The organism is Geothrix oryzae (assembly GCF_030295385.1).
Taxonomy (GTDB): Bacteria; Acidobacteriota; Holophagae; order Holophagales; family Holophagaceae; genus Geothrix; species Geothrix oryzae.
In genome coordinates this window covers 1,955,759-1,971,807 of record NZ_AP027079.1, presented here as the reverse complement: position 1 = coordinate 1,971,807, position 16,049 = coordinate 1,955,759, and the positions used below count along the sequence as shown (strand labels likewise).

Annotated in this window: 12 protein-coding genes; 11 read left to right on the top strand and 1 reads right to left on the bottom strand. The window is 70.1% G+C overall.

Going from position 1 to position 16,049, the window contains the following annotated elements; genetic code table 11:
• The first annotated feature begins 88 nt into the window (after nt 1-88).
• From QUD34_RS09115 to QUD34_RS09065, 11 genes are all read left to right on the top strand, one after another.
• Nucleotides 89-1,048, top strand: coding sequence for an acetyl-CoA carboxylase carboxyltransferase subunit alpha (locus tag QUD34_RS09115; RefSeq protein ID WP_286353383.1), 960 nt, complete (start codon nt 89-91; stop codon nt 1,046-1,048).
• 1 nt (nt 1,049) lies between these two features.
• Nucleotides 1,050-2,717 (top strand): single-stranded-DNA-specific exonuclease RecJ, encoded by a 1,668-nt coding sequence (locus QUD34_RS09110; protein ID WP_286353382.1) that lies wholly within the window; start codon nt 1,050-1,052, stop codon nt 2,715-2,717.
• A complete protein-coding gene (locus tag QUD34_RS09105) occupies nt 2,714-4,459 on the top strand; it encodes a hypothetical protein (RefSeq protein ID WP_286353381.1) in 1,746 nt (581 codons plus the stop codon). The genes QUD34_RS09110 and QUD34_RS09105 overlap by 4 nt, the downstream gene beginning before the upstream one ends.
• A 51-nt stretch (nt 4,460-4,510) precedes the next feature.
• Nucleotides 4,511-7,798, top strand: coding sequence for a WD40/YVTN/BNR-like repeat-containing protein (locus QUD34_RS09100; RefSeq protein ID WP_286353380.1), 3,288 nt, complete (start codon nt 4,511-4,513; stop codon nt 7,796-7,798).
• 74 nt (nt 7,799-7,872) lie between these two features.
• A complete protein-coding gene (lptB, locus tag QUD34_RS09095; protein ID WP_286353379.1) occupies nt 7,873-8,610 on the top strand; it encodes an LPS export ABC transporter ATP-binding protein in 738 nt (245 codons plus the stop codon).
• Nucleotides 8,610-10,178: an RNA polymerase factor sigma-54 gene (gene rpoN / locus QUD34_RS09090; protein WP_286353378.1), complete on the top strand. Its 1,569-nt coding sequence runs from the start codon at nt 8,610-8,612 to the stop codon at nt 10,176-10,178. The genes lptB and rpoN overlap by 1 nt, the downstream gene beginning before the upstream one ends.
• Nucleotides 10,179-10,230: 52 nt before the next feature.
• Entirely contained in the window at nt 10,231-10,554 is a 324-nt protein-coding gene (gene hpf, locus QUD34_RS09085; protein WP_286353377.1) for a ribosome hibernation-promoting factor, HPF/YfiA family, read from the top strand.
• Between the two features lie 74 nt (nt 10,555-10,628).
• Complete coding sequence (locus QUD34_RS09080; RefSeq protein WP_286353376.1) at nt 10,629-10,793, top strand: hypothetical protein; 165 nt, start codon at nt 10,629-10,631, stop codon at nt 10,791-10,793.
• A 2-nt stretch (nt 10,794-10,795) separates the two neighbouring features.
• Complete coding sequence (gene mqnC / locus QUD34_RS09075; RefSeq protein ID WP_286353375.1) at nt 10,796-11,905, top strand: cyclic dehypoxanthinyl futalosine synthase; 1,110 nt, start codon at nt 10,796-10,798, stop codon at nt 11,903-11,905.
• Between the two features lie 29 nt (nt 11,906-11,934).
• Nucleotides 11,935-12,348, top strand: coding sequence for a hypothetical protein (locus QUD34_RS09070; RefSeq protein ID WP_286353374.1), 414 nt, complete (start codon nt 11,935-11,937; stop codon nt 12,346-12,348).
• Nucleotides 12,349-12,422: 74 nt separating this feature from the next.
• Nucleotides 12,423-12,710: a hypothetical protein gene (locus tag QUD34_RS09065; protein WP_286353373.1), complete on the top strand. Its 288-nt coding sequence runs from the start codon at nt 12,423-12,425 to the stop codon at nt 12,708-12,710.
• A 3-nt stretch (nt 12,711-12,713) separates the two neighbouring features.
• On the opposite strand, the gene QUD34_RS09060 is transcribed toward QUD34_RS09065, so the two are convergent.
• Nucleotides 12,714-16,049, bottom strand: a complete 3,336-nt coding sequence (locus QUD34_RS09060; protein ID WP_286353372.1) for a serine/threonine-protein kinase — start codon at nt 16,047-16,049, stop codon at nt 12,714-12,716.

The window sequence follows — 16,049 nt, the reverse complement described above, 5'->3', positions numbered from 1 at the left end:
GGGTTTTGTTAGGCGCTCTAAGGTGCACAGAGCCTGATTCCAGCCTCTCGGCTACACTGGACCGTTCCTCTTCTTGACCCGAGGTCACATGAAAGACGCTACCCCCGAACAGACCATGGATCTGTCCCAGCTGGAGAAGCCGGTACTCGAGCTGGAGGCTCAGATCCGGGCCATGGAGATGGATCCTTCCCAGGCCAAGGAGCGGGAGAAGCTGCAGAAGAAGCTCGACAAGCTGAAGGCGGAGCTCTTCTCCCACCTGACGGACTGGCAACGGGCCCAGCTGGCGCGCCACCCCAAGCGGCCCTACACGATGGACTACCTGGAGCGCATCTGCGAGCGCTTCGAGGAACTCCACGGCGACCGGCGCTTCGGCGACGACGCGGCCATCGTGGCCGGCATGGGCTGGATCGAGGGCAACCCGGTGATGATCATCGGCCAGCAGAAGGGCCGGGACACCAAGCAGAAGATCCTTCGCAACTTCGGCATGCCCAAGCCCGAGGGCTACCGCAAGGCCCTGCGCCTCATGAAGCTGGCGGAAAAGTTCCAACGGCCCATCCTCTGTCTCATCGACACGCCGGGCGCCTATCCGGGCGTGGATGCGGAGGAGCGCGGCCAGGCCGAGGCCATCGCCCGGAACCTGCTGGAGATGGCCAAGCTCGAAGTGCCCGTGGTGGCCGTGGTCATCGGCGAAGGCGGCAGCGGCGGGGCCCTGGCCCTGGGCGTGGCCGACCGCGTGCTGATGATGGAGAACGCCATCTACTCGGTGATCTCGCCGGAAGGTTGCGCGTCGATCCTGTGGAAGGACGCCACGCAAGCTCCCAAGGCTGCCGAAGCCCTCAAGCTCACGGCGCCCCATCTGCTGGAGCTGGGCATCATCGACGGCATCGTGAAGGAGCCCCTGGGGGGAGCCCACGCGGATTTCGACGACGCCGCCGCCGCGCTGAAGGAGGCCATCATCGAGGCCTTCTCCGAGCTCTCCGAGCTGTCGGCGGAGCAGCTGGTGGAGGAGCGGTACCAGAAGTTCGCCCGCATGGGCAGCGTGGGCTGACATGGAGGCCAAGACTTGGCGCCTCCGCCGGGAGATCCCGGCGGGACCGGCGCCCTGGCGGGCCCTGGCCGCGGCCTGGAACCTGGAACCCCGCCTGGCACGACTGGCCTGGCTGCGGGGTGCCGATCAGCCGGAGGACCTGGCCTGGCGCCTGGATCCCAGCTGGACGCGCAGCACCGACCCCCACCTGCTGCCGGGCGTGGATCCGGCCGTGGCGCGCATCCGCCAGGCCATCGGGGCCCGGGAGCGCATCGTGGTTTACGGCGACTACGATGTGGACGGCGTCACCGCCACGGCCCTGCTGGTGCGGGCCCTGGAGCGCCTCGGCGCCGAGGTTTCCTTCTTCATCCCCAACCGCTTCTCGGACGGCTACGGCCTGCACATGGACTGCATCCGGGAGCTGAAGGCCACGCGCGACCCGGGCCTGCTCCTGTCCGTGGATTGCGGCGTGCGCAGCGTGGATGAGGTGAAGGCCAGCGCCGAGCTGGGCATGGACTGGGTGATCACGGATCATCACGCCCTGGGCCCGGAACTGCCCCCCGCCTGCGCCGTGGTGCACCCCCATCTTGACGGCTACCCGAACCGCTTCCTGGCGGGTGTGGGCGTGGCCTTCAAGCTGGCCCAGGCCCTGATGGGCGCCGTGCCCCATCCCACGGGCGCCGACGCGGCCTTCCTGGACGGCATGCTCAAGCTCGTGGCCATCGGCACCGTGGCGGACATGATGCCCCTGGTGGACGAGAACGCCCTGCTGGTGCGCCGGGGGCTGGATTCCCTCAGCGGGAAGAACGGCCCGGGCCTCGCGGCCCTGCTGCGCGCGGCGAAGAAGGAGGGTGTCCTGGGCGGCCAGGACATCGCCTTCGGGCTGGCCCCGCGACTCAACGCGGTGGGTCGCATGGGCGGCGCGGAAGATGCGGTCCGTCTGCTGCTTACGAGGGAGGCCGCCGAGGCCGAGGCCCTCATGGCGCGGGTGGAGGTTCTGAACCAGGAACGCCGTGCCATCCAGCAGGGGCTGACGGCCAGCCTGCCGCCGCCGGATGGCGCGGCCTTCGACCTGGTGCTGGATCCGGCAGCCCACAAGGGCGTCATCGGCATCGTGGCGGGCCAGCGCATGCGCGCCACGGGGCGCCCGGCGGGCGTCTGCACCGTCATCGACGGCGTGGCCCACTGCAGCCTGCGGGCGCCGGAGGGCTACGACCTGGGCGAGCTCCTGGTCCTGGCCCAGCCCTTTATCCTGAGCGGCGGCGGCCATCGCGCCGCTGCGGGCCTCAGCTTCGAGGCGTCCCGCCTGACCTTCGTCCGCCAGGCCCTCCAGCGGGGGGCGGCGATGCAGGCCGAGGGCCGCGAGCTTCCGCCCCTGCTGCTGGACGGCGCTCCCGGGGAGCTGCCGGACGATGCGGACCTGGCCCGCCTGGAGCCCTTCGGCCAGGGCTTCGCCCCGCCGCTGGCGCGGGTGGAGGGCACGCTGGCCTCTTCCGCGGTCTTCGGGGCGGATCACTGGAAGCTGCGGGTGGCGGGGCTTTCCGATCCGCTCACCTGGTTCTCCAACCACGAACGGCCGGCCCAGCCCCGCGCCGGAGAGCGGATCTGCGTGGCGGCCGCCCCCCAGGGCAGCGCCCGCTGGGGCCGTTCCTGGCTGGTGGACATGGCTCTTGAAGGAGCGGCCCCATGATGGCCTCCCTGCTCCAGAGCCTGCCCCCCGCGCGGCACCCGCTCTGGCGGGGGCTGGGCTGGGGCCTGGCCGCGGGCACCCTGGGGCTGACGTTGCGCTTCCTCCTGGTGGGGGGCGGTGGCATGCCGGGCCGCACCGTGGGCGGCGATCCGCTGTTCGGCGAAGGGACCAAGGGCAGCGTGGGCACCCTCACGGAGCAGCTGGGCCAGAACCGCATGGTGCTGGCCTACAAGACCATCGAAGGTTCGGAGGAGGATCTGCGCCTGGACCAGGTGAGGGGCTCCCTGGACGAGCCGGCCGGGAAGTGGCGCCTGCTCTCGCCCAAGGCCCGCCGCCAGGCCGGAGTCTGGACCCTGCAGGGCCCCATGGACCTGGGCGTGGCCCAGCCCGGGACCACCACCCCGCTCGGCAAGGGCCGCATCGAGAGCGAGGGCCCGGCCCTCCGCTGGACCGGCGGAGAATGGGAGGGCCTGGCCCCCCTGCGCTGGGAATCCCTGGAGGGTTCCACCCGGGGCACCTGGAACCTGCCCGCGGGCTGGCGCCGGGAGATCGACGGCCGCTTCCGCGTGGAGCGGGGCCCCGTGCGCTGGCTGGCGCCGACGGACGGCACGGCCCCCGCCACGCTCAAGGCCATGGACGCCGACCGGCTCTGGGCCACGCCGGGGTTCCTGTCGGGCCACCTGGAAGGGGTGAGGGCGAGCCTGGCGGAAGGCTCGCTCCAGGCCTCGGTGGCCGATCTCACGCCGGATACGGTGATCTGGCCGGGGCCTCTGGCCTTCGAGCGCGCCGACGGCTGGCGGGGTGACGCCAAGGGGGGCGTGGCCCCGCGCCCCGCCCCGGGCGCCCGCTTCCAGCAGGTGGAGCTGAGAGGCTTCCGGGCGCGCCGGGCAGTGGCGGGCGGGGAGGAGCACCTGTCCACGGAGGGGGCGCGCTGGACCCCGGCGGGACTGCGCCTCGAGGGGAGCGTGGTCTGGGATCAGCCCCTGGATGGCCAGCGCCTCATGCTGAAGGCCCCGCGGGTCTTCATGCGGGAAGCGCCCGGCCAGGATCTGCCGGCCTCTCTGCCGATCGGTCATGCCGCGGCGGAAGGCCAGGCCCTGCTCACCTGGGGGCGGCGCAGCCTCTCGTCGCCGCGCATCCTGGTGGAGCGGGCCACGCGCCGCTGGAAGCTCCAGGCGCCGGTCCTGGGTCGGGGCGAGGAGGGCACCTTCACGGGCGGGGCGGGGCAGGGCGATCCCAGGTCCTGGACCATCGAAGGTCCCGTGCAGCTGAACCTGTTCTCCGGCGGAAGCCTGCGGGGGGCGAAGCTCGTCTGGGAGGACGCGCTCTGGACGCTGACGGGCCGCCCCGCCGCTTGGAGCCGGCTGCGGGAGCGGCTCTCCGGGCCGCGCATCGTCCGTCGGGGCGAGGTGGTGAGCTTTCCCGAAGGCCTGAGCGGGACCCTGGCCGCGGCGGACGGGGACCTGTTCCTGCGGGCGGAGCGGGGCCAGAGCGAGGCCCAGAAGATCACCCTCGGCGGCGGGGTGGAGTGCCAGGGCCAAGGCTGGCGCCTGGCGGCGGACACGGTGACCGTCACCGTCGGGCCTGACCGCACCGTGCGCCTCATCCAGGCAGAGGGGACCGTGACCTTGCGCGGGCGCCTCGGCGAAGGCCAGGGCGAAGCGCTGGAGCTGGAACCCGGACCCCAGACGGTGCGGTGGCAGGGCCGGGTGCGCGGCAAGGGGGCAGGCTCCGGCTGGTGACGCCAGGCGCTTTTCGGGCATGATGGGGCAAACCTCGTATTAGGAGGCACCATGCCCCGATTCCGTTCCCTCGCGCCCCTGGCCTTCCTCCTGGTGGCCGCGCCGATCCTGGCCGCGCCCAAGCCTGCGGTCAAGTCGGAGGTTAAGCCGGAAACCGCGGCCTCCAAGGACTCGCCCCTGGCGGCGCTGCCCTTCCGGAATCTGGGCCCGGCCGTCACCTCGGGCCGGGTGGGCGACATCGCCATCGATGCCCGGAAGCCGGATACCTGGTATGTGGCGGCGGCCTCCGGCGGCGTGTGGAAGAGCCTCAACGGGGGCACCACCTGGACGCCCATTTTCGACAAGGAGAATTCCTTCTCCATCGGCTGCATCACGATCGACCCCCGCGATCCCCTCACGGTCTGGGTGGGCACGGGCGAGAACAACTCGCAGCGCTCCGTGGCCTACGGAGACGGGGTGTACCGCAGCCTGGACGGCGGGAAGACCTGGGAGAACATGGGCCTGAAGACCAGCGAGCACATCGCGAAGATCCTCGTGGATCCCCGGGACAGCCGGGTGGTGTTCGTGGCCTCCCAGGGCCCGCTGTGGAAGGAAGGCGGGGAGCGCGGGCTCTACAAGTCCACGGATGGCGGCAAGACCTGGAAGGCCGTGCTCACCGTGGACGCCCACACCGGCGTGACGGATGTGCTCATGGATCCCCGGAACCCGGATGTGATGTACGCGGCCTCGTACCAGCGGCGTCGCCATGTGTGGGGCATGGTGGATGGCGGTCCCGGCGCGGGCATCCACAAGAGCCTGGACGGCGGACAGACCTGGACCCGCCTGAAGGAGGGCCTGCCCAAGGAGGACATGGGGCGCATCGGCCTGGCCATCCCCGAGGGCGAGCCGGACATGGTCTATGCCACCATCGAAGCCGCCAACAAGGCGGGCGGTTTCTTCCGCAGCACCGACGGGGGGCGGAACTGGGAGCGCCGCAACGAAATGGTGTCGGGGAGCGCCCAGTACTACCAGGAGCTCTTCTGCGATCCCAAGGATCCGAAGCGCGTCTACTCCATGGACACCTGGATGCAGGTGACCGAGGACGGCGGAAAGACCTGGCGGCGCGTGGGCGAGACCCACAAGCATGTCGACAACCACGCGCTCTGGATCGATCCCGCGAACACGGACCACCTGATCTCCGGCTGCGACGGCGGCGTCTACGAGAGCCGCGACCGTGGCGCCACCTGGGAGTTCAAGGCCAACCTGCCGATCATCCAGTACTACCGCGTGGCCGTGGACAATGCCCGGCCCTTCTACACCATCTACGGCGGCACCCAGGACAACTACTCCATGGGCGGCCCCAGCCGCACCCGCAACCTGCACGGAGCCACGAACTACGACTGGTTCGTGACGCAGGGGGGCGACGGCTTCTACAGCCAGGCGGATCCCGAGGATCCCGACACGGTGTATTCGGAAAGCCAGTACGGCGGCCTGGCCCGCTTCGACCGCCGCACGGGCGAGCGGGTGGAGCTTCAGCCCCAGCCGGCGCCCGGCGAGGAACCCTACCGTTGGAACTGGGATGCGCCACTGCTGCTGAGCCCGCACAACTCGAAGCGCCTCTACTTCGCCGCGCAGAAACTCTTCCGCAGCGACGACCGCGGAAACAACTGGACGGCCGTGAGCCCCGATCTCACGCGGAAGATCGACCGCAGCCGCCTGAAGATCATGGACAAGGTGCAGAGCGTGGATGCCGTGGCCCGCAACGCCTCCACCAGCTTCTTCGGCAACATCGTGGCCTTCACCGAGAGCCCCAAGGTGGAAGGGCTGCTCTACGCCGGCACCGACGATGGCCTCATCCAGATCAGCGAGGATGGCGGCAAGGCCTGGCGGAAAGCCGAGCGCTTCCCTGGGGTGCCCGACCTCACCTATGTGGCCTGCCTCAGCGCGAGCCCGCACCAGGCCGACACGGTGTACGCCGCCTTCAACAACCACAAGAACGGCGACTTCAAACCCTACCTGATGCGCTCGCGGGACCGCGGCCGCAGCTGGGAGGCGCTCGCCGGAGGCCTGCCTGAGCGGGGCAGCGTCCATACCGTGAGGGAAGATCCGGCCCGGGCGGGGCTCCTCTACTGCGGCACGGAGTTCGGCCTGTTCTTCAGCCTCGATGCCGGCAAGTCCTGGTCGAAGTTCAAGGACCTGCCCACCATCGCTGTGAAGGACCTGGCCATCCAGGCCCGGGAAGGTGATCTGGTCGTGGCCACCTTCGGGCGGGGGTTCTATGTCCTGGATGACCTGACGGCCCTGCGGGAAGCCCGCGCCGAGCATCTGGAGCAGGAGGCCCACCTGTTCGGCCTCCGGCCCGCCCTCGCCTATGTGCCCGCCGTGCCCTTCGGAGGGCCCGGGAAGTCCTTCCAGGGCGAGGCGCTCTTCCTGGCGCCCAACCCGCCGTTCGGCGCGGTGTTCACCTACCATGTGAAGACGGAGCCGAAGACCCTGAAGAAGCAGCGCCAGGCTCAGGAAAAGGAAGCCGTGAAGGCCGGGCAGGATCCCGCGATCCCCTCCTGGGACGCGCTGCGCGCGGAGGACCGCGAGCTCGCGCCCGCGGCGGTGCTGACCATCGCCGCCGCGGACGGACAGGTGGTGCGCCGCATCACGGGGAAAGCCGAGAAGGGCCTGCACCGCGTGGCGTGGGATCTGCGCTTCCCGAATCCTGCGCCGGTCCGCCTGAAGGTTCCGGGTGAGCGCGATCCCTGGGACTACGGCGCCCACGGGGCCCTCGCGGCGCCGGGCCGCTACCAGGCCACCCTGGCCTTCCAGGTGGATGGGGTGCTGAAGCCTGTGGCCGGCCCCGTGGCCTTTGAGGTGAAGCCCCTGGATGCCGACCGCCTGTCGCCCGCCCAGTGGGCGGAATTCAGCGCGTTCTGCGCCCGCATGGGCGAAACGCAGCGCGCGGCCATGGCCGCCTCGGAGCGCCTGACCGAGACCCAGAACCGGCTCGACCATGTGCGGAAGGCCCTCCTGGAAGCGACGGCGGTGGATCCGACCCTGCTGGCCCGGGCCCGCACGCTCCACGGTGAGTTGAAGGACCTGCGCAGCCTGCTCAGTGGCGATGCCACCGTGGCCTCCCGTCAGGAACCCACGGCCCCAGGCGTTCTGGGGCGCGTCGGCGAGGTCACGGGCAGCGTCTGGGCCACCACCCAGCTGCCCACGGGCACCCAGCGCCAGAACCTGGCCTGGGCCGAGGAGGGGCTCAAGGCCTTCCAGGGCCGGTTCGACGCCGCCTCGGGATTGCTGAAGGCTCTGGAAGACGCCCTGGAGGCCGCCAAGGCTCCTTATACCCCTGGACGCAACTCCCGCTAAGGCTTTTCTCCGCGCGCCGGGCCACGGCGCGCGGCCTCGGCGCGATCGGGCAGCCAGTATGTTCTGATAGAGCCATGACCGAGCAGACTCCCTGCCTTGAGGCCGTGAACCTCCAGAAACGCTATGGCGACCGCACCGTGGTGCGGGATGTGAGCCTCTGCGTGGGCACGGGCGAAGTGGTGGGGCTCCTGGGGCCCAATGGAGCCGGCAAGACCACGACCTTCTACATGGTGGTGGGCGTGGAGGCCCCGGACCGGGGCAGCATCCGCTGGCTGGGGAAGGATGTCACGGCCCTGCCCATGCACCGCCGCGCGCGACTGGGCATCGGCTACCTGGCCCAGGAGTCCAGTGTGTTCCGGGGTTTGACGGTGTGGGAGAATCTCATGGCACTGGCGGAATTGCAGCCGGTCCCGAAGGCGGAGCAGAAGGACCGCTGCGAGCGGCTTCTGGCCGACTTCCACCTGGACAAAGTGCGCGACACACTGGGCATGAGCCTGTCGGGTGGTGAGCGGCGGCGCTGCGAACTGGCGCGGGCCCTGGTGACCGAGCCGCGCATCATGCTGCTGGACGAGCCCTTCGCCGGTGTGGATCCCAAGTCCGTTTTGGAGATCCAGGGCCTCATCGCCGACCTCAAGGCGCGAGGCATCGGCGTGCTCATCACCGATCACAATGTCCGCGAGACCTTGCAGATCGCCGACCGCGCCTATATCTTGGCGGACGGGATGATCATGAAACACGGCTTGCCCAGTGAGATCGCAGAGGATCCGGACATTCGCCGGGTCTACTTGGGCGACCGGTTCAGGCTGGACTGATGGCTGCCGGTCCCTTCCTCTCCCAGCGCCTGGCCCAGAGCCAGACCCTCGCGCTCACGCCGGCCATGCAGCTGAAGCTCAAGCTGTGGCAGATGAACCTGCAGGAGCTGTCGCAGACCATCGAGCGCGAGCTCGAGGACAATCCCCTGCTGGAGCTGGCCGAGGACAGCGACGAGGTGCCGACCCTCGAGGCCATCGAGGAGGGGCGCGATTCGGATGTGACGGAAGCCTCGGGTGACCAGGCCTCCGATGGCGTCGAGCTGCCCGAGGGGGTGGACACCGTCGACCTGGGACCGATGCTGGACGCGGCGGGTGAAATGAATCCCGAAAACGATCTGGAGCGGTTCACGGAAGAGGGCGTGGCCCAGGTCCAGGAAACCGAACTGGGCGCAGAGAACAGCTGGGACCAGGATCTCCCCCGCACCAGCAACCTGCCGGAAGAGGACCGCCTCTCCTGGGAGGACCGGCTCAGCGCCTTCGAGTCGCTGCAGGATCACCTGGTGGGCCAGCTCTACGAGACGCTGGAGCACGAGGACCCCCGGGCGCCCCTGGTGGAGCGGCTCATCGACCGGATGGATCCCAAGGGCTTCATCCGCATGGATCCCGACCAGCCCTCCGTGGAGGTCACCCCTGCGGCGCTGGCGGCGGATTTCGGCGTCACCGAGGAAGAGCTTCGCGCGGCGCTGGATGTGCTCCAGGAGTTCGATCCCTCCGGCGTCGGGTGCTTCACGGTGCAGGAGAGCCTGCTGCTCCAGCTGCGCCATGCGGGCGCGGAACCCGACGATCTGGCCGTCCGCATCATCCAGGATCATTCGGAGCAGCTGTCCCAGCGCGACAGCGGCAAGCTCCGCAAGGCCCTGGGCTGCACGGACGAAGAACTCTGTCTGGCCATGGAACAGCTCAAGCACCTCAACCCCTCGCCGGGTCGGGCCTTCGACCCCGAGGGAGAGCGCGTGGTGAAGCCGGATGTGGTGGTGCTCCGGGGCGAGGACGGCAACTGGAAGGTCTACCTCAACGACGAGGGCCTGCCCCGCCTGCGCGTGAACGGCGAATACCAGCGCTTCATGGCCTCCAGCGAAGCCAAGTGCGACAAGGACTTCATCCGCGAGCGCTTCCGCAGCGCCCGGGATTTCATCCGCGGCGTGGAGGACCGCAACCGCACCGTGCTCCGCGTGTCGGCCCAGATCGTGGAACTGCAGAAGGAATTCATCGAGCACGGCATCGAGCGCCTTCGGCCCATGGTGCTGCGCGATGTGGCCGAGGCGACGGGCTTCCACGAGAGCACCATCAGCCGCGTGGTGAAGGCCAAGACCATCCACACTCCGCAGGGCCTCTACGACCTGAACTACTTCTTCTCGGCTCGGCCCAAGGAATCCGACATCTCCGCCACCGTGGTGAAACACAGGATCAAGGCCTTCGTGCAGGCCGAGGATCCCGCCAAGCCGCTCTCCGACGAGGCCATCGCCGGGTTGCTGGAACGGGATGGCATCAAGGTGGCGCGCCGCACGGTGAACAAGTACCGGGAGGAACTGAAGATTCCACCAGCTTCCCAGCGCCGGCGCCGATAACAGGGCCGGATCCACGATCCACGGGCCACCCGGCCCTTTTCAGGAGTGTCCCATGAAGGTCAACTATACCGGCCGCCACATGGAGCTCACCGAGCCCCTGAAGCAGTTCACGAAGGAGCGGCTGGACAAGATGGCCACCTACCTGGACGACATCATCGATGTCCATGTGATCCTGAGCGTGGAGAAGCACCGCCACGCGGCCGAGATCACCCTGAAGACCCGCGCCAGCGCCTTCGTGGCCTCCGCCACCACGGACGACATGTACGCCAGCATCACCCAGGCCATCGACAAGCTGGATGTGCAGGCCCGCAAGCTCCAGGGCAAGCGCAACACCCGCCCCCACGAAAGTGCCAAGGCCGGCGCCGTCGAAGAGTAGGCCTCCCTGCCTTTTCCGACCAAAGGCGGCCCTGCGGGGCCGCCTTTGGTATCCTTGAAGATCCGGAGTCCGCCATGCCCGATCCCACCCATCTCTACGCCCCCAAGACCACCACCGAGCCCACCCAGATCTGCGAGAAGTGCCGGAATCCCTACACGCTGGATCACTTCCAGCACGGGGTCGAGGGCCAGGACTGCGTCTGCCGCCGCTGCCTCCAGGTGATGGGGTACAAGGTCTAGACATGCTCAAGAGCGTCACCTCGCCCGAAGCCATCCTGGAGGGCGTGCTCCAGGGGCGCCGGATCTCCGCCGCGGAAGCGCTGGTGCTTCTCGAACAGGCCGAGCTCCCGGACCTCGCCGTCGCGGCCACCACGATCCGGGACCGCCATGCCGATCCCCGGCGCGTCAGCTATGTCATTGATCGCAATGTCAATTACACCGATGTCTGCAATGTCTACTGCACCTTCTGCGCCTTCTACCACAAGCCCGGCGACAGCCGCGGCTATGTGCTGACGAAGGAGCAGCTCAAGCAGAAGGCCGAGGAGACCCAGGCCATCGGCGGCACGGGCTTCCTGCTGCAGGGCGGCGTGAATCCGGACCTGCCTTGGGACTACTACCTGGACCTGGTGCGCTACCTCCACCACGACCTGGGCATCTGGGTCCACGGCTTCTCGCCGGTGGAGATCCAGATGATGGCCAAGCTCAGCGGCCAGACCCTGGGCAAGACCATCGCGGATCTGCGCGAGGCGGGCCTGGGCTCCATCCCCGGCGGCGGCGCGGAGATCCTGGTGGACCGCATTCGCAAGAGGATCGCACCCCTCAAGGGCGGCCGCGACAAGTGGCTCGAGGTGATGGAGGCCGCCCACGAAGAGGGCGTGAAGACCACCGGCACCATGATGTTCGGCATCACCGAGACCCTGGCCGAGCGCATCGAGCACCTGGAGGCCCTGCGCGACCAGCAGGACCGCGCGCTGGCCCGGAACAACGGCGGCGGCTACACGGCCTTCGCGGCCTGGCCCTTCCAGAGCGGCCACACGCCCTGGGAAGGCAAGGTGCCGAAGCCCACGGATGTGGAGTACCTCCGCACCATCGCCGTGGCCCGCATCTTCCTCGACAACTTCGCGCACATCCAGAGCAGCTGGGTCACCATGGGCCGCAAGACCGGCCAGCTGGCCCTGCACTACGGCTGCGACGACATGGGCAGCCTCATGCTCGAGGAGAATGTCGTCAGCGCCGCGGGCACCTGCTACAGCGTGAACAAGGACGAGATGACCCGCATGATCCGTTCCGCCGGCTACGAGCCCTGGCAGCGGGACAACATCTACGGCGAGGTTCCCGCCCAGGTCGGCTAGCCCGGCCCACCATTGAGCAGGGAGGTCCGATGCGGTTCCTGTTCCTCGCCCTGCTTCTGCTGACGGGCCTCGCTTGCCGGCGTCCCGAATCCGCGGCGCCGCCCCAGGCGCGGCTCATCGTGCGCTTCCTGGACCGGGATGCGGTGCTGGATCTGGGCGCCTCGCCCGCTGAGGGGCCCTGGCGCCTGATGAACGCCGGCCAGTGGGAGCCTCTGGAGGTCCGCTGGAAACCGGGTGCTCCGCGCCTGGGCGCCGCCGTGGTGGGCCGCACGGCCCCGGACTGGGTGCTGCTGGAGGATCCCGCCCAGGACACCCACCGCGTCGTCATGCGCGGCCCCGGCCCCGAAGAACTCGCTCGTCGCAACGAGCGCATGGACCCCGGCGACCGCGATGCCCTGGCCGTGTTGGGCGTGCTGTGGGTACTGGGATGGACGCGGTGGTGAGGATGGACCCTTTGTTGGAGCAGATGCAGCGCACTTGATCCGGTAGCCTGTCAGCAGCCCATCGAGGAGCTTTCATGAACCGGCTCACTTCCATCATCGTGACGGTCGAGACCGACGGCGGTCCCCAGACCTTTCCCGTGGATCTGGATCAGAACTGCCTCCTGGTCTGGGGCGATGCGGGCTGGGATGTGCTGGCGGACTACTACGACCAGGTGAAGCACGATCCTGCCATGGCCAAGGAAGTGCGGGACCGCGCCTGCCCCAAGGCGAAGCCGAAGGATGCGGCCACGGCTCCCGAGGCCGGAGGCACGGCCCTCATCGCGCTCAAGACCCCCGACTGCCTGCCTACCGAGTGGCCCTGAGGCTCAGGGCATTCCGAGGCTGAGGGCGGTCCGGCGCAGATTGGCATCCAGGCTGAGGGCCCGGTTCCAGGCCTCTCCGGCACGGGCCGAGGCGCGCTCGTCGCCGCGCCGGGCGGCCTCCTGCTCGACCACGGCGATCCAGAGCCAGGCTTCGGCATGGAGGGGATCCAGCTCCAGGGCCTTCCGGGCGGCGGCCAGGGCCTGCACCCGGTCCTGGGCCCGGCCCCGGTGCCGATAGGCCCGGGCCAGGACTTCCGCCAAACCAAGCTGGGTTTTGGCCAGGCCGCCCTGGGTCGCGGCCCGGTGGAAGGCGGCCATGGCCTGGGCCCAGTCCGGGTCGGGGTTGCCGTCGGAGGCCAGGCGGAGGCGGCCCCGCAGCAGGGCGAGTTGCCCTTTGAGGTATTCGGTCTGGTCGGGCACCGCGGATCGGTGGCCCATCCGCTCGAAGTGATCCGCCGCTTCCGCCAGCATCGGCCTGGGATCCTGACCCAGCTCCAGCCGGCTCTGGGCCCGCCCCAGCGCGGCCTCGGCCAGGGCGTTGTGAGCTTGGAGGAGGTTGGGATTGTCCCTCAGGGCGCGCTGATATTCCTCGGTGGCCCGCCGGAAATCCTCTTCTCCGCCACCCTGGGTGGCGAGGAGGTACTGAGCCCGGATCAGGTAGGCGTCCCCTTCGCTCCAACCCGCATGGCGGAGCCGGAGGCCCCGGCGCGCGGCGGCACTCAAGGCCTCCAGGGCGGCGACCACCGAGGGCCGGGGGTCCAGGCCGTGACGCCGCTCGTACTCCGCCCGCTCGACCCAGAGGGTGGCCAGGCCTTGGTACCCGCCGACGAAGTCGGGAAACCGGTCGCGCAGGGCCAGCGCCTGGGTCAGTCCCTCCTCGAAGCTGGCCCACGGGGGGGTGCCGGTGTTGATCTCCCAGGTCATGCGCCGCATGCAGGCGCTGGCGAGCAGGGCGGGGAAGAGGGGCTCCTGCGGATGGCGCAGGAGGGCCTTCCGCGCCAGCTCCTGGGCCTCCTGGTAGAGGGGCAGGGGATCCATCCGGCGGGCCCGGTGATCCCGGATGCCGATGACCAGGAGCACGGGGATGCGGGTGGCCAGGGTGGCGGGGTCCTCTGGGGAAAGCCGCAAGGCTTCGGCGGACAGGGCGGCGGCTTCCTGGAGGGCGGCCCGGGTCTCCGGAGCGTTGGGGGGCCGCAGCTCGGCCCAGCGGATGAGGGCCCGGGCCAGATTCGCGGGGGCCTGACCGCCATCGGGCTGAAGGGCGCGTGATCGCCGGACGGCCTCCCGGCACCGGAGGAGGAGGGCCTCGGCCTGGCCCCCCGAGGCGAGGCGCTGGGCGACCTGTTCGGCCAGGACGCGAACTTCGGCCAGGGCCGTGGCGGGGTCGCTGGGGCCCAGACGCCGGGCGTCGGCCAGTGCGGCTTCGGCCTGCTGCAGCAGCAGGTACGATTCCACGGGGCTGGGCAGGGCCTTGGCGGATTCCAGGAGGGCCTCGCCCTCCAGGCGCTTGGCCTCGAAGAGCCAGGGCGTGGCAGCCAGGGCCGCCCGGGCCCGGGCCTGGGCCTGGTCCCACTGTCCACCCATGAAGGCCACCAGGGCTTCGTGGTAGGCCGGGGCCTCCAGGGCCGCGGAGGCACCTTCCCGCAGCCGCGTGAGGGCGAGGGCGCGCAGGTCGCGGGCCAGTTCCTTTTCCCGGGTCTCGCGCAGCTCCCGGGAGGGCAGGGCCCGGGCGAGATCCAGCGCCCGCTGGTAGCTGGCGGCCAAGGCGCGGCCCAGGGCCAGCGAGACCTCAGGGCCTTTCAATCCGCTGTCCCAGGCCTGTTCCAGGAGCTGCCGGGCGGGCTCCACCTCGCCCAGGGCCAGGTGGCCGCGCCCCAGGGCGTAGGCCGCGGGGCCCGCGGCCAGGGGGCCCACGCGGCGGGCCTCGGCTTCCAGCGCGGCCATGCGGGCCCGGGCCTGGGCCAGTTCGGGCCGCACATCGTGAGGGGGGAGCAGGTGGGCGTAGCGCAGCATGGCCTCGATGCGCTCCGCCTCCTGACCAAAATGCTGGGCATGACGGGCCCGGGCCTGCGCGGAAGCCGCCGTGGCCATGGCCACGCCCGCCAGGGCCAGGACCGCCACCAGGGCGGCCCCCGCCACCGCCGTCACCAGCCGGTGCCTCCGGATCCAGACGCGCGTGAGGTAGGCGAGCGAGGGCTTCCGGGCCAGGATGGGTTCGCCCTCGCGCCAGCGCCGCAGGTCCTCGGCCAGGGCGAGGGCGCTCGGATACCGCCGCGCGGGATCCTTCTCCAGGCATTTGCGGGTGATGGTGTCCAGGTCCTCCGGCAGGTTCGGGACGAGGCGTCGGAGCGGCGGCACTTCCACCTCGAGGGTCCGGCGCAGGACCTCCATCCCGTCGAACGCGGCAAAGGGGGGTTCCCCCGTCAGGACCTTGTGCAGGGTGGCGCCCAGGCCGTAGACATCGGTCCTCCGATCGATTCGCGCGTGGTCGCTCTGGGCCTGTTCGGGTGCCATGTAGTGGAGCGTCCCCACCGCCAGCCCCTGCTGCGTGAGCTGCTGGTTCTCGTGTCCCCGCGCGAGGCCGAAGTCCAGGATGGCGGGCGTCAGGCCGGCCTCTCCGCGCTGCACCATGATGTTGGCGGGCTTGAGGTCGCGGTGGATGAGTCCCGTGCGGTGGGCCGCATGGATGGCCTCCGCCACGGTCTCCATGATCTGGACGACCTCCGGCCGCGTGAGGTTCAGGCGCGCGACGTCGAGGGTCTCGCCCTCCAGGAACTGCATGGCGATGTAGCTCTGGCCCTGCCACTCGCCCACCTCGTAGACGCGGCAGATGTTCGGGTGGTCGATCCGGGCCTGGTGCTGGGCCTCGAGGGAGAACCGCGCCACGAGGTCAGGTTCGTCGCGCCGGAGGAACTTGAGGGCCACGGTGCGCTTCAGGGTGGGGTCGTAGGCTTTGAACACCCGCCCCATGCCGCCCTGGGCCAGGAAGCGCAGGTTCCGGTAGTGCTTCCAGGCAGGCAGGGTCAAGACCCGGAGCACCTGGCGCCCGCTGGAGCCGGGCTCGCTTTCGGGGGCGGGAAGGCTGTCCCAGGGATCCTCTCCCGGCGCCCGGAGATGGGGCGCGACTTCGGAACTCTCGCCAGACGCGCTGGGGGCCCGAGGCTTTCGGCCCGAGTGGGGCTGGGAGTCTGGGGTCAGCGTGTCGTCGGTTTCGGCGAAACGGACCAGGGCCGTCGCCTGATCACCGCCGGAGGTGGAAGCCGGGATGGCACCGGAGGACCCGGGATCCCCCTCGTCCTGGCGGGAGTCCGGCCTGGGCTCCTGCGGGTCGCTGTCCAC